20 protein-coding genes are annotated in these 13,556 nt (G+C 42.3%); 12 read left to right on the top strand and 8 right to left on the bottom strand.

Features of this window, described 5'->3' with window-relative positions; translation table 11 throughout:
- The first annotated feature begins 119 nt into the window (after window positions 1-119).
- Entirely contained in the window at window positions 120-1,061 is a 942-nt protein-coding gene (gene yhaM / locus CN378_RS20375) for a 3'-5' exoribonuclease YhaM (RefSeq protein WP_098354329.1), read from the top strand.
- A 113-nt stretch (window positions 1,062-1,174) separates the two neighbouring features.
- Window positions 1,175-1,354: a sporulation YhaL family protein gene (locus CN378_RS20370; protein WP_483295106.1), complete on the top strand. Its 180-nt coding sequence runs from the start codon at window positions 1,175-1,177 to the stop codon at window positions 1,352-1,354.
- 51 nt (window positions 1,355-1,405) lie between these two features.
- On the opposite strand, the gene CN378_RS20365 is transcribed toward CN378_RS20370, so the two are convergent.
- Window positions 1,406-2,359, bottom strand: coding sequence for a peptidylprolyl isomerase (locus CN378_RS20365; protein ID WP_098354327.1), 954 nt, complete (start codon window positions 2,357-2,359; stop codon window positions 1,406-1,408).
- Between the two features lie 187 nt (window positions 2,360-2,546).
- On the opposite strand from CN378_RS20365, the gene CN378_RS20360 reads away from it, so the two are divergent.
- The 3 genes from CN378_RS20360 to CN378_RS20350 all read left to right on the top strand — a co-directional run bounded on the left by CN378_RS20360 (window position 2,547) and on the right by CN378_RS20350 (window position 3,027).
- Window positions 2,547-2,633: a YjcZ family sporulation protein gene (locus tag CN378_RS20360; protein ID WP_034763301.1), complete on the top strand. Its 87-nt coding sequence runs from the start codon at window positions 2,547-2,549 to the stop codon at window positions 2,631-2,633.
- A gap of 86 nt (window positions 2,634-2,719) precedes the next feature.
- Complete coding sequence (locus CN378_RS20355; RefSeq protein WP_060670486.1) at window positions 2,720-2,803, top strand: YjcZ family sporulation protein; 84 nt, start codon at window positions 2,720-2,722, stop codon at window positions 2,801-2,803.
- A 128-nt stretch (window positions 2,804-2,931) separates the two neighbouring features.
- Window positions 2,932-3,027, top strand: coding sequence for a YjcZ family sporulation protein (locus CN378_RS20350; RefSeq protein ID WP_079534381.1), 96 nt, complete (start codon window positions 2,932-2,934; stop codon window positions 3,025-3,027).
- 62 nt (window positions 3,028-3,089) lie between these two features.
- On the opposite strand, the gene CN378_RS23055 is transcribed toward CN378_RS20350, so the two are convergent.
- Together CN378_RS23055 and CN378_RS20340 are read right to left on the bottom strand one after the other, a co-directional pair.
- Entirely contained in the window at window positions 3,090-3,269 is a 180-nt protein-coding gene (locus CN378_RS23055; RefSeq protein WP_034763303.1) for a hypothetical protein, read from the bottom strand.
- A gap of 213 nt (window positions 3,270-3,482) precedes the next feature.
- Window positions 3,483-4,019 carry a DUF3267 domain-containing protein gene (locus tag CN378_RS20340; RefSeq protein ID WP_098354326.1) on the bottom strand — a complete coding sequence of 179 codons (537 nt, stop codon included), beginning with the start codon at window positions 4,017-4,019 and terminating at the stop codon, window positions 3,483-3,485.
- A gap of 185 nt (window positions 4,020-4,204) precedes the next feature.
- Here CN378_RS20340 and CN378_RS20335 point away from each other — a divergent pair, with 185 nt between their 5' ends.
- Window positions 4,205-4,534: a DUF1878 family protein gene (locus CN378_RS20335; RefSeq protein ID WP_098354325.1), complete on the top strand. Its 330-nt coding sequence runs from the start codon at window positions 4,205-4,207 to the stop codon at window positions 4,532-4,534.
- Window position 4,535: 1 nt separating this feature from the next.
- On the opposite strand, the gene CN378_RS20330 is transcribed toward CN378_RS20335, so the two are convergent.
- Together CN378_RS20330 and CN378_RS20325 are read right to left on the bottom strand one after the other, a co-directional pair.
- Complete coding sequence (locus tag CN378_RS20330; protein WP_098354324.1) at window positions 4,536-5,111, bottom strand: HTH-type transcriptional regulator Hpr; 576 nt, start codon at window positions 5,109-5,111, stop codon at window positions 4,536-4,538.
- 357 nt (window positions 5,112-5,468) lie between these two features.
- Complete coding sequence (locus CN378_RS20325) at window positions 5,469-5,840, bottom strand: YtxH domain-containing protein (RefSeq protein ID WP_179885005.1); 372 nt, start codon at window positions 5,838-5,840, stop codon at window positions 5,469-5,471.
- A 166-nt stretch (window positions 5,841-6,006) separates the two neighbouring features.
- Here CN378_RS20325 and yhzF point away from each other — a divergent pair, with 166 nt between their 5' ends.
- Window positions 6,007-6,201 (top strand): membrane protein YhzF, encoded by a 195-nt coding sequence (yhzF, locus tag CN378_RS20320; protein WP_098354322.1) that lies wholly within the window; start codon window positions 6,007-6,009, stop codon window positions 6,199-6,201.
- 62 nt (window positions 6,202-6,263) lie between these two features.
- Here the strand turns inward: yhzF and CN378_RS20315 are convergent, their stop codons facing one another.
- Both CN378_RS20315 and CN378_RS20310 read right to left on the bottom strand, forming a co-directional pair.
- A complete protein-coding gene (locus tag CN378_RS20315; RefSeq protein WP_098354321.1) occupies window positions 6,264-6,800 on the bottom strand; it encodes a tryptophan transporter in 537 nt (178 codons plus the stop codon).
- A 172-nt stretch (window positions 6,801-6,972) separates the two neighbouring features.
- Window positions 6,973-7,395, bottom strand: a complete 423-nt coding sequence (locus CN378_RS20310) for an HIT family protein (protein ID WP_098354320.1) — start codon at window positions 7,393-7,395, stop codon at window positions 6,973-6,975.
- Between the two features lie 903 nt (window positions 7,396-8,298).
- Between CN378_RS20310 and CN378_RS20305 the strand changes: the two genes are divergently transcribed.
- The 4 genes from CN378_RS20305 (at window position 8,299) to CN378_RS20290 (ending at window position 11,577) form a co-directional block, all read left to right on the top strand.
- Complete coding sequence (locus CN378_RS20305; RefSeq protein ID WP_098354348.1) at window positions 8,299-9,042, top strand: ABC transporter ATP-binding protein; 744 nt, start codon at window positions 8,299-8,301, stop codon at window positions 9,040-9,042.
- The gene (locus CN378_RS20300) at window positions 9,032-10,261 is read left to right on the top strand and encodes an ABC transporter permease (RefSeq protein ID WP_257141223.1); all 1,230 of its coding nucleotides are present in this window, start codon (window positions 9,032-9,034) and stop codon (window positions 10,259-10,261) included. Before CN378_RS20305 ends, CN378_RS20300 begins: the two co-directional genes overlap by 11 nt.
- Before the next feature lie 66 nt (window positions 10,262-10,327).
- Entirely contained in the window at window positions 10,328-11,032 is a 705-nt protein-coding gene (locus CN378_RS20295; protein WP_098354319.1) for an EcsC family protein, read from the top strand.
- A gap of 137 nt (window positions 11,033-11,169) precedes the next feature.
- Complete coding sequence (locus CN378_RS20290; protein WP_098354318.1) at window positions 11,170-11,577, top strand: DoxX family protein; 408 nt, start codon at window positions 11,170-11,172, stop codon at window positions 11,575-11,577.
- Window positions 11,578-11,626: 49 nt separating this feature from the next.
- Here the strand turns inward: CN378_RS20290 and CN378_RS20285 are convergent, their stop codons facing one another.
- Window positions 11,627-12,829 carry a M20 family metallopeptidase gene (locus tag CN378_RS20285; RefSeq protein ID WP_098354317.1) on the bottom strand — a complete coding sequence of 401 codons (1,203 nt, stop codon included), beginning with the start codon at window positions 12,827-12,829 and terminating at the stop codon, window positions 11,627-11,629.
- 99 nt (window positions 12,830-12,928) lie between these two features.
- Between CN378_RS20285 and CN378_RS20280 the strand changes: the two genes are divergently transcribed.
- The gene (locus CN378_RS20280) at window positions 12,929-13,522 is read left to right on the top strand and encodes a phosphatase PAP2 family protein (RefSeq protein ID WP_098354316.1); all 594 of its coding nucleotides are present in this window, start codon (window positions 12,929-12,931) and stop codon (window positions 13,520-13,522) included.
- Window positions 13,523-13,556 lie beyond the last annotated feature (34 nt).

Below are 13,556 nucleotides of genomic sequence, written 5' to 3'. Positions count from 1 at the left end.
CAGCTCAGAATAGCAGGATTCAGGAGGATTTGGAGACGGCCTCCAACCCTTTCCAACCTTGTTCTTAATCAATCTATGATATACTGAAACTACCATTCCACTTGGACGGAGGAGAAGAGATGTCAGGAATTACACATTTTAATGTCGGTGAGACGATTGACTTGCCACTATTAATCAAGCAGATGACCAAGGGTACCACAAATACGGGAAAGCCGTTTTTGACCTTGATCCTGCAAGATAAGAGCGGAGATATGGAAGCCAAGCTTTGGGATGCTTCTGAGCAGGATGAGAGGGCATACCAGCCTGAAACGATTGTAAGGGTAGTGGGTGACATACACAGTTACCGTGGAAAGAATCAGCTTAAAATCAAACAGATCCGGCCTGCTTCCCCTGCCGATGGCTATGCGATTTCAGACTTCCTTGAAACGGCGCCTGTAAGCATCGATGAAATGACAAGTAAAATCACACAATACATTTTTGAAATGAGAAACCCGAACATACAGCGTATCACGAGACACCTGATCAAAAAATATCAAAAGCCTTTCCTGGAATACCCGGCGGCTACAAAGAACCATCATGAATTTGTATCCGGCCTTGCGTACCACGTTGTATCGATGCTGGATCTTTCGAAAGCCATTGCGGGGCTTTATCCTTCCCTGGATTCGGACCTTCTCTATGCCGGGGTGATCCTGCATGATTTAGGAAAAGTCATCGAGCTGTCAGGTCCTACCTCGACAACGTATACGATTGAAGGGAATCTGATCGGTCATATCTCCATCATGGTGAATGAAATAGGGAAAGCTGCGGATGAACTGGGAATCGAAGGAGAAGAAGTCATGATTCTTCAACATCTCGTGCTGAGTCACCACGGTAAAGCCGAGTGGGGAAGTCCTAAGCCGCCACTTATCCGTGAAGCGGAGATCCTTCATTACATTGACAATGTAGACGCGAAGATGAATATGCTCGATCGCGCTCTTGAGCGGGTAAAGCCGGGTGAATATACGGAAAGAGTATTCGCCCTTGATAACCGTTCGTTCTATAAACCAACGTTTCATAAATAAAAGGATGGGACCCGGTCTTTGATCGGGTCTTATTTGATTTTATGGTCATGTTTTGATCCTTGTCCTCATATAGTGAAAATAAAAGAGGACAAACCTATAAGGAGATGAAGCAATTGACACTGCCTATTTGGATGTACCTGGTTGTAGCAGGGATTTTCGGAAGTGCCTTTATGACGATAAAATCGGCGAAGGAAGAAAAGTCGCTGGAAGATGAATGGATTGAAAAAGAAGGAGAAGTTTATATTCATCGTATGGAAGAGGAAAAAGAGAAGAGACGTCAACTAACGTCTTGATAGGAGACAAAAAGGACTGATGGCCGCATATGGCCGTCAGTCCTTTTTGATTTATTCCGCTTTTTCCGTTGCAGGAGCTTCACCTTCAGGTGCAGGTGTTTCTCCGCCTTCAGGTGCCGCCGGCGGATTCAGCACTTGATCAAATGCCTTCTTAAGGTCTTTATCTTTAATGTTCAGGTCCGCTTTTTCAATTTCGGCTTTCATTGCTTCCTGGATTTTTTGAGGATCCACTTTGGAAAGCTTCAATTCTTTTTCGATTTCCTTCTTCATTTCGTCAAAGGATTTCTTTTCTTTTTTGTCTGTCACTTCGATGATGTGGTAGCCATATTCTGTCTTGATCGGCTCACTCACTTTCCCTTTTTCGAGAGTGTCAAGTGCTTTGGAGAATTCAGGAACAAAGTTTTGACGACCGGCGTAGTCCACCCATCCTAAGCTTCCACCGTTTTCAGCAGAACCTGGATCTGTGGAGTATTCCTTGGCCAGGTCTTCGAATTTCGCTCCATCAGCCAATTTCTGTTTGACTTCTTTCGCTGTCTTTTCATCTTCTACAAGGATATGGCGTACTTTAATATCCGGTTTCCATTTCTCGTAGTATTCTTTCACTTCTTTATCCGTGACTTTGACATCGGATATAGCGGCTTTTTCTTGAAGTAATTGAAGCTTTAAATACTGCTTGAACGACTTTTCGTCCAGATTATATTGTTGTAAGAACATATCGAATTGAGGTCCGAGTTGATCTTTTGCTTCATTCAGCTTTTCATCAACTTCCTCTTTTGTCACATCATACTTCTCATCCAGGACTTTTGTATAAACGAGTTCCTGAAGGGCTTGTTCCATTTGCGGAGTGAATTTTTGCTTCATTGATTTGTATAGTTCATCTTTTGTTACGTCTCCGGCTTTTGTTGTTGCAACAACGTCACTGTTTCCTTCAGCATCGTCCCCGCTGCATCCGGCTAGTCCAACGACTCCGGCAGCCAATGATACTGAAATGATCCATTTTTTCATGGTGACCAACTCCTACACTATATTCGTTTGATGGCTTGTCAATTTTCTACAAAACATACTATAACACACTTTTTCCATGAAAAAAAATATTTTCCAAACTAATCTTCAGAAAAATGGGCATTTTACACACCCACTTCCCAGGTTCCTTCATATGATAAGAGCGAAGAGAGAAAAGGAGGTAATAAATATGAGCTGTGGATACAATTCTGGATTTGCGTTAATCGTAGTGCTGTTCATCTTATTAATCATCGTTGGTGCCGCATATATTTACTAAAAAAATTAAATTTATGACAATAGCCTAAAACAAATGGCAGCTAACTTGAATAAGATAAAGTAGCGCTTCAAAGGAGGTGGAAAGTTATGGGTCACGCATACGGCGGAGGTTTCGCGTTAATCGTAGTACTGTTCATCCTGTTAATCATTGTAGGTGCAGCATGGCTATAATTTAGCCTCGGGGTTTAGATTTATCGGATAAAGACTGTAAGAGGGGGCAACACCTTTAAGTAAGGCTGGCCCCTTTTGCTTCATATTCATATGTTAATGCTTTTCATACATGAAAGGAGGAAGCGCATATGTCAGGTGCTTGCGGCGGGTACGGCGGAGGTTTCGCGTTAATCGTAGTATTATTCATTTTGTTAATCATCATTGGTGCAGCATACGTTTGCTAATTTAAATAGATGAAAAAAGCAGATCCGATTTTCCGGATCTGCTTTTTTAATGACAATTTAAGCTATGTAAATAGAATTTCTATATAGGAAGAGACCAGTAGTATGGTGATTAGGATATTGATGGTTCTAAACACTTTAGGTTGGCGTTCTTCAGGTATTTCTTTTTGTAAACATAATGCATTTGTCATTTTATTTATATAAAATAAGATGAAAACTGCAAATACTAAAAACATGGAGATCATCCAAACCCCTCCCCGTTATCTCCTATAGACTATACATTACCAAATTATTTCCCTAATTGGTAGCAAGAGTGTCACCCAATTCATGTAAATGAAGCTTTTTTCATACGAATCACGTTCTCCGGGCCGGTAAAGAAACGAAACCTGTGATAGAACCGTAAAAATATGAGAAGGATGATTTATTCCATTGAGTGCATCAATGGCCATCCATCATCCTTACTGATAAATCAATATTTCATATCCATCTTCATTTTCTTCGATCAATGCATTCTTGGGTGAATCCATGAGCTGCTTTGCATAAATAAAGTCAATGGCACAAATGCCTGAATGGAATGCAATCAGCATGGTAAAGTAATGCGAATAATGTGGGAAATGGAAGCAGCCATATAACAAAATACTGTTTAGAACAAAGAAAGGAGCCACCAGGGCGACCAAGTAACGGTATTTTGAAATGGGCTGATCCACCCGCAACGAGAGAATCGGCAACAGATACATCTTTCGGTTGCATTTACATTTGATTTTTTTCACAAATGGCAGTATCGGCACGATGTGAAAAAATTTATGCAGTGGATAGATACTCAAGAGACCAACAAAGAATCCGAGAAAATGCTTATCATAAAATGCACTCGGAAATAGTAAGTTAATCGGTACGTATATTAATGAGAATACCATCATCATGATGATGGATGAAAGTAAAAAGACTCGGTAAAATCCAAATTGTTTTTCGAGATTGATTGTTTTCCAGCAATGCATAAAAAAATCGCCTCCATTAGACGAATTGTGGTTAATTAAGTGCTTTACATACTTTATTACGATTGCCGGAAAAAATCAATACATTTTTAGAAGGTTTTTTCTTATTTTTTGAAGGACTTTTGGGGCGACAGGTATGTTATAGTTTTGTACAATAAGAGTATGAGAAATTTAGCGGGGTTAGAAGTATGGATGAACTAATGAAGCGAATAGAGAAACTTGAATATCATCAGAGGTTGATGGTTGAAATGCTGCCCGAGAATGGATTCCCATTTTATCGGTTGATCATTCGAAATGGTTTGTCCGAGAAGGAAGTGAAGGAGTTCTTTATGACTTGTGATAGACTGAGCATGAAGCTTGAAAAACAAAAAGCGGAAGGATTTGTTTACAATACTCCGCTTTTCAAAGAATTTGAAGCTAAGCTTCATGCAAAGTTGAAGGTGCATGAAGTCGTGGACAGCTGCCTCGTACAGAACATGTATCCAGCCTTAATGAGGCAATTAAAGAAGAGCTTGTAGATTAAGCCAATTCTTCTTCGTCTTCAAACAGTTCACCAAGCTTTCCGTTATCATCAGAAAAATCATTTTCAATATTATGAAATGATTTTTCGAATATTTCCATAAAGTCATTCCCATAAATATTCCGCACGACGGTCATCATTTCAATCATTTCAGGAAACTTCCCGTATAATTCCCGTAATGGGGATACCCCCTGGAAGATGGAGTGACTTTCAGGCTTATAGTTCTTCATCAGATCAAGAAGGATTCTCTCACCCTTATCCGTTAGTTGGATATAGGTATTCCGCTTGTCGTTTTCCCGTTTGGAAAACTCAAGGAGTTCCCGTTCCTCTAATTTCTTCGAGAAGTTAAAGGCTGTTGAAACATGCATAACACCGAATTTGGCCACGTCCGAAATGGACGCCCCCTTTAAATGATACGCAATCCAGAGAATATGGTGTTCATTGATATTTAAGTCGTATGGCTTGATCCACTGCTGCCAGTCCTTTTCGATGGCTTTCCACAAAGCTTTACTAAGCTGAGCCATCCTTTGACTGAAGAGCATTGCCTCTTTCAAAGTAAATTCTCTTTCCTTCATCTCATTCACCCACTTTGCTAGAAAATCTTTTTAATATAAGCTGTTCTGAAATGGTTGCGTTGTAAGCAGTTCCAAAGGATTCGCTGATACAACGATCATCAAAAAAGAAAGCGCTTATATTTTATTATGCCAATAAAGTAATAATTAATAAAGGCTAAATTGACAAAATTTTTCGAAGTATATAATTTCTGGTTGGTACATCTGCTCTAAAATAGAAAAAGAAATGGGAGTGAACGCAGTGATGACGGGATTTGTGGGGATAATCACTATATTGAAAAAAGCGCGCGAGGATAAATTTTATTTTACAAAACAGAATCCCCGTCAGCCATAAATCGTAAATGGATGACGGGGATTTGGTTATTGATTCGTCGTATTGGCTGAGTTGATCGATTTTTCCAGCTCTTCGATGGTTCGCTGGATGGACTGGATTTCTTCCTGAAGGCGCTGGTTATTTGGCTCGGTTGAAGCCTGCCACTGCTTGAAGGAAGCTTGAAGGTCCTTTGAAAGCTGAAGGACGGTTTCCTTTCCTTCCTGCGAAAGGGTACCGATGGATTCTTTCAATTCTCCGATATGGCCTTTCATTTCCTCGATGACTCCAGTCCAATCGTCCTTCTTGTCTTTGATTTGAGCACGGATCTCTTTCCCTGATGAAGGGGATGTAAGAAGGGAGGCAACCCCACCGACCACTCCACCGATTAAAAGCCCGTAAGCAAGAGATTTTTTATTCACTATTTTTCACCTCGTTCTTCTATTTCTATAATACTATATTTCTACAATCAGCAGGTATTCTCCTTTTCCCTTTTAGAACAGATTGAAACAAGTCGGTTCATATCTTTCTCACCGAACGCATAAAATTGAAGGTAAGAGGTGGTGGAGAGGGGGAGGTTCTAAAAGGATGGACGGAATAATCTTCGGTTTCTTTGCTCTCAGTGGCGTTTTATTTCTGAGTATGGTGTATAACTTCATTAGTATTCAAAGGCCTGGAATGTATCCTCCTAAGAACATATTGAAGAAGCGTGCGACCATATTGGGGTCAGGTGGATTGATCACTTTTCTCATAGGGATACTGTTTTGGTTTGCAGTCAGTTAATAGAAAAAAGCCCTCCATTTCGTGACGGTTGCACAAAATGGAGGGCTTATCTATGACTTCAATCAGGATAGCTGTTCTGTAGTGACAGCTTCTCGAATGCTTGAACGTTTTAAAATACCGTTGATGATCGGATACACGACGAACATCGCGCCGGCGTTCACAAGTGTTGCCGGAAGTACGACAGCTGCAAATAGAGCAAAGAAAGCTCCAGGCAGTCCAACGATCACATATGCAGAAAGTAAGAATACGCTTCCTGATACGAGTGTACCGATAGCGGTTAGAACAGAAGCGCCTACTAATGAACGGGTGATTTTCTTTGTTGCAAGGAATAATCCGTAAAAAACGAATGCCGTAACCGGCTTGTCAATCAGGTTTGGTAAGAATCCTCCGGGGAACTGTGTTGTTAATCCTGAAATGACTCCTGTAAGTAAACCCAAAAGCAATACGTTTTTCTTTGCCGGAAACAGGATAATGCCTAAGAACATCATTGTCAGCATCATGTCCGGCTTCATCCCTAAGAAAATTCCCGGAATCACTGTGTGCAGGACCGCTCCGATCCCTACTAATAATGATAGGGATACAAGTGTTTTTGTATTCATTTCTCATCTCTCCTCAACTAAACTATACTGTGTATTCTGCTTCTCCTAATGTGCACTGTTGCCATTAGCGAAAAGATAGGTACATTATAACATATGGGGAATCTGTGTCAAAGATTAAAATTTCTGAAAAAAGACCGAACCTTCCATGAGTGGAGGTTTTGGACTCTAAAGACTATGACAGGTGCTGCGCGATGGAATCAGCAACTTCTTTTAAATCTTCTTGACTGTAGTCATCATTGTGGGTTTTCCAGACGGCTCCAAAGCCATCCCCGTTGCCGTATCGTGGGATGAAGTGCATATGAAAATGGAAGACGGATTGTCCTGCTTCTTCACCTGCATTGCTTAACAGGTTCATTCCGACCGGATTGAATTCAGCCTTGATGCTGTTTGCAATTTTTGGTGCAACAGAGAAGAGGTGGCCCGCAATATCCGGTGTCAGCTCATATACATTTTCTTTATGTACTTTTGGGATAAGAAGAGTATGACCTTTCGTCACCTGGCTGATGTCAAGAAAAGCAAGGACGTGATCATCTTCGTAGACTTTCATTGCGGGGATTTCTCCATCGATGATTTTACAAAAAATACAGTCACTCATATTCATTTCCACCTTTCAGTAATGGTGTATGTATTTTATCATTAATAGGACAATAAATGAAGAAGAGACAGGAACGATTTTCCTGCCTCTCTTCTTAGAAGGGGTAATACTGTAAAGGTTTAAATGTCAGGCTTCATTCTCTTTGATAAACACCTCATTCGCTAGTAGCTTCGAAAAGTGTACCATTCTGGGTTAGAATGAAAATTGTTCAATGCGACCATCCCCTTATCTTTTCGCTATTTAAGCAATTAAGACAATAGAAACTGTATGCCGTCTTGGACAAACACCTCATTTGCTATAAGGATGATATGTGTAAATCGCTGGAAACATGAATGACTTTGTGCAAACTGACCATCCCCTTATCTAATAAGCTAAGGTAAGCTACTAAAGTAAGTTGATTCAGTCAAAATGTGCTTTAACAAACACCTCATTTATCAATTTTTTGATCAAATGAATATGGTGAGTGTGTCATTCACTATAGAAGACGACGAATCCTTCAAGTCGCAAACAATAGTGAAATCGGTTAGCTGGTCTTTAACAACCATCCCCTTTTTCTTATTGCTGGCCCCTTCTGATAATATGTTGTGCAGATCAACGGATTGTTATGAATACTAAAATATGGAAGGGTGTTGTTCAACCGGTTGTCTTGAAAATTCCCACCTAAGAAGAAGTGAGTGCTGGTTGATTTCCGCTGCAGGTGCTCGCCTTCCGCCCGAGGAAAGCGAAGTCTTGCACGGAAATCAATAGCGGTGTAACGATTGACTTGATTGTTCGTCTTTAGAGGAAATGGATTTAGTTATGTCCCAGCCTCTTGGGGGAAAAGATCCATATTCTAAACATGCCTTTACTTTAAAGTTTTGATAAAATAGAAATAATACGTGAAGAGAAAGGACGTTGCTGCTTGTGTCATTATTAGAAATCAAACACCTTGTCGGTGGCTATACAAGGAAGCCGGTCTTAAAGGATATATCATTTTCCATTCATTCAAACGAAATTGTAGGATTAATCGGATTGAACGGAGCAGGAAAAAGTACGACCATCAAACATATCATCGGTCTGATGGAGGCGAAGCAGGGCCAAGTTTCCATCAATGGACATACATTGAAAAAGGATCCCGATCAATATCGGAAGCAATTCTCATACATACCTGAGACACCTATTTTATATGATGAATTAACCCTGGAGGAACACTTGAAGCTTACGGCCATGGCATATGGACTATCAGAAACCGAATATAAAGGCAGAATTGATAAGCTGTTGAAGGCGTTCCGTATGGAGAAGAAGATGAGCTGGTTCCCTGCCCATTTTTCAAAAGGGATGAAACAAAAGGTGATGATCATGTGTGCATTCCTTATCCAGCCGAGTCTTTACATCATTGACGAACCGTTTGTCGGATTGGATCCACTCGGAATCCAGTCGTTACTTGATTGGATGCAGGAAATGAAACAAAATGGGGCGGGCATCCTTATGTCGACCCATATACTTGCAACGGCAGAAAGATACTGTGATTCATTCATCATCCTTCATGAAGGGGAAATACGGGCAAAAGGCACTCTCGAAGAGCTTCAAAGGGAGTTTTCCATGCCCCAAGCAACGTTGGATGATATTTATATACAGCTGACAAAGGAAGAATCCCATGATGAATAACGTGGATGGTATCTGGAGAAAGCGCATTGCAGAATATAATCAAGAGCTGCAGAAGTATTTGAAATACATGTTCAACGACCATTTACTATTCGTCCTGATCTTTGCACTAGGAGGGGCTGCATTTACGTATAATCAGTGGGTGAAGACTCTTGAGCCGTCTTTCCCCGCTCCTTTGATCATGGCGGTCATACTGGGGCTGTTACTTGCGTGGAGTCCCGTGTACACCTTCCTGAGAGAAGCGGATGCTGTGTTTCTCTTGCCATTGGAAGAGCGTTTATCCAGTTATTTCACGAAATGCATCTGGATCAGCTTCATGTTTCAATCGTACGTTCAACTGCTTGTCCTGGCGGCGCTGATGCCCATGTATGTAGCTGTAAGCGGAAGCAGTTTCAAGAGCTTCTTTCCATTGCTTGCTTTCGTATTGTGCATCAAAGTATGGAACCTCTATGTTCGGTGGTTCATGCTGAGGTTTCAGGAAAGGGAGGCCCATATAACGGACAGCCTTGTTCGATTTTTCCTGAATGGAGCACTTGTTTTTCTTGTTTTATCGGATGCTCCACTGTGGTCGCCGATCGTCGTCGCCGTATTGATGCTCGGATATGTCTTTTATTTTCATCAGTCCACAAAAGGAAAGAACCTTAAATGGGATTTATTGATCCATTTGGAAGAGCAGCGTATGCTGATCTTTTATCGCATCGCCAATATGTTCACGGATGTTCCGAAGCTGAAAGGGAGGGTGCACCGGAGAAAATGGCTGGATTGGCTTGTAAAGGCACCATTTTCTCAAGCGTCTACCTATCGCTATCTATATCTCCGATCCCTTGTGAGGACTAGTGAATATTCAGGTCTATATGTACGATTGACTGTGATAGGGGCATTGCTGATTTATTGGAATGCTTCATTTATCTTCAGTATTCTGACGGCTTTAGTATTCCTGTATCTGACGGCATTTCAGCTGATACCATTGTTTAAGCGTTTTGATTATAAGATATGGGTTCTTATTTATCCTGTATCAAGGGAATGGAAGAAATCGTCCTTCCAAAAACTCATGACACAGTCTATGATGATCCAGGCTGTTGTATTCTCCATTCCCCTCATAGTAAGGGGAGCGTGGCTCGAGGGACTGATCACGCTGCTTGCTGGTATAACCTTCTCCATATTCTTTAGTCAGTTCTATTTAGCGCAGCGATTGAAGAAGTTGGAAGAAACACTGTTTTAGTGAAACGGCAGGATCAGTTGAAACGTATAATGAGTGAAGGCTAATGAAAAAGGATGGTGGTTCTATATGAACCATGAAAGAGAAGAGTTGGAATCATGGAAACGAAGATACATCAGGAAATCGTCCCTGTTTCAGAGGGTTTCCAAGCAGGCGCAAACCAAAGTGAATCAATGGATACCTGAAAGAGCCCACAAAGTCGTCACGGAAAGTATCAAGAAGATGGTGGAGGTCACGTTGAAGGGGAGCGAATGGGTGTCCCTCCAAACAATCACATGCGAGCCGGGACTTCAGGAACGGGAAGACCTGATGAAGGAGCGAATGGAATTTTACCGGAAAACTGCGACCATTGAAGGGGCGGGTACCGGTGCAGGCGGGATCTTCCTCGGCCTTGCGGATTTCCCGCTGCTTCTCTCCATTAAGATGAAGTTTCTTAGTGAGTGCGCTTTGATCCATGGCTATGATCCAAAACAATATGAGGAACGGCTATTCCTTTTATATGTCTTTCAACTTGCCTTTTCCAGTGATCCCCATAAGAAGGGTGTTCTCCACATCATTGAAAACTGGGAGGAAGAAAGAGAAAAGTTGAAAGAACTCGATTGGAAAACCTTTCAACAGGAGTACAGGGATTACATCGATTTTGTAAAAATGCTTCAGCTCATTCCAGGAGTCGGGGCTGTGGTGGGGGCTTATGCCAACTATCAGCTCCTGGATCATCTTGGAGAGGTGGCAAAATTTGCTTATCGGATTCGCTACTTCAATGAATTAGAATAGTACCGTAGGGAAGATCGGTCATCTTGATCGATCTTCTTTTTGTCGAGATCATTTGGCATACCGATCTTTTTATTTCCATCATGATATCCTGTATAGTGGGAAGTAACCTGAATTTGTGTTAGTGAGGTGTTGAATAGATGAATAAACGGAATAAAGCATGGAAGGTCATCGGACTCATCCTGTTCTCCTTCTTCTTTTTTTTAGCAGGTGTATTTCATTTTATCGAAGCCCGAGGATTTGCGGAAATGATTCCCGGATTTATTCCTTTAAGGGAAGAGCTCGTGTATTTAACGGGGATCATGGAGTTTATTCTGTCCATACTCTTATTGATTCCAAAGACCCGAGAAAAGACCGGAATCATTACGGCGATTTACTTGGTTCTTGTTTTTCCTGCCAATATTTACGCGGCCATTAAAGGAATCCCAGCCCCTGGACAGGAAGAGGCGAATCGGCTGCTGCTTTGGATCCGACTTTTGTTCCAGCCCCTCTTGATCTGGTGGGTGCTGGTGGTCAGTAAAGTTGAAAAGAACCACCGGTTTTATTAAGAAAAAAAGGATCGGATGCTGCATTACTTGAGCATCCGATCTTTTTTGTTTATTTTGAAACCGTTTTTGATACCGAGTGTTTTTCTTGGTAGTGAAGGGTGGCGCTTGCCAATGATTTAGCCGCGATCAAAAGGGCTTTTTCGTTAAGGTCGAATTTGGGATGGTGGTGCGGGTAGGCAATGTCCACACCATCCGGCTTGGCTCCTGTAAAGAAGAAGCTGCCCTTTATATGTTCTAAATAAAAAGCGAAATCCTCGCCGCCCATTTGCAATTCGATTTGTTCCACCGTGTGTACTTCATCCACAGCGCAGGCGCTCTGCACGAAAAGCTCGGTTTCCTCCTCATGATTGACAACAGCCGGATAACCCCGATCATACACATATTCATAATCGCAGCGGCCGGAGAGGCACGCCCCTTTCAGGATCTGTTCGATTTCCTCTTCAATGAAGTCCCTGACTTCAGGATTGAAGGTACGTACCGTTCCGATCAATTTAGCTGAATCCGCTATGACATTAAACGCATTATCGGCCATGAAGGAACCGATCGTCACGACGGCAGGATCAATCGGATTCACCCGTCTGCTCACAATTTGCTGCAGCTCTGAAACAACTTGAGCTCCGATCACGATGGAATCCTTCGTTTTATGAGGCTGGGCCCCGTGACCGCCGGATCCTTTGATCACAATTTCAAAGCGGTCAGCTGCAGCCATGATCGGACCTGTTCGGTAGAGGACCTTTCCAAGCGGTTCCGTTGCCCATAAATGGGTGCCGAAAATGACATCCACACCTTCGAGGCAACCCGCCTCTATCATGGATCTCGCTCCTCCCGGTGCATATTCTTCCGCGTGCTGATGAATGAGGACCACAGTTCCTGAAAGGGTGTCACGCATTTCATGAAGGGTTTTCCCCAATACCAGGAGCGTCGCCGTATGTCCGTCGTGACCACATGCATGCATGACGCCGGGTACGGTAGAGCGATACTCTACTTCCTTTTCATCCTGGATGGGAAGAGCGTCGAAGTCTGCCCGGAGAGCCACCGTTTTACCTGGGAGAGCTCCTTCAATCCTTGCTACAACGCCGTTGCCTCCGACTTGTTCTTGAACGGGGACCCCGATGTTTTTGTAGTAATCTGCAATATACTTTGCCGTGTTCTTTTCCTGGAAGGATAACTCGGGATGTTGATGCAGGAATCTCCTGATCTTGACCATTTCTATCCAACGATCTTCTAATTTTTGATATAATTCATTGAGCATGTGCAAAACCTCCTAATGTTTAGTGAATAGTACGAATATTATAACACTAAACTTCGTAGGGGAAGTGGATAATTCGAGTGAAATTCAAGGAGGGCTACGATGAAGAAAATTTTATATATAACTGCTTTTATTTCGTTCGCATTATTTATGGCAATCGCCCATTTTGTTTATCATGGAATGGAGATTTTCGGAGAGGAGTATTTGCTTTCCAACATGAGTTCCTTTCATTTTATGGAGATGTTTTCTGTGATAGGGACTGAAGTGGTGATTGGCATCGCCTCCATCGCTTTGATCCTTTATCTTTGGTGGGTCAAGAAGGATTTTGTCGGGATCATTACCGTTGTGGTGCTGGTGGCGGGGAGCAATGTTCTCAATAAAACCATCAAAGGCTTAATGGAACGGGAAAGGCCGCCTTTTTCACACGGAGAAGAGGGATTCAGTTTTCCGAGCGGTCACGCCATGGTCGGGTTGGTTTTCTTACTGGTCATCGCTTATTTCATCACTAAGGAGATGTCGTCGATTGGAGTGAAGATCACAATTTTTACTTTGGCCATCATCCTTTCCCTTTTGACGGGCATCAGCCGGGTAGTGGAACAGGCTCACTATCCTTCAGATGTCGCCGCCGGTTTCCTTCTGGGATACTCGTTTTTCGTACTATGTATCTTCCTTTATGAGAAGCGGCCGCAAAAATAGGTGGGACGGACCCCGGACAGGTCCGTCCCTCTAT

Source organism: Bacillus sp. AFS015802 (genome assembly GCF_002561455.1).
Taxonomy (GTDB): domain Bacteria; phylum Bacillota; class Bacilli; order Bacillales; family Bacillaceae_B; genus Rossellomorea.
The sequence above is the reverse complement of the archived record's forward strand: the minus strand, read 5'-3'. Positions and strand labels throughout refer to the sequence as shown.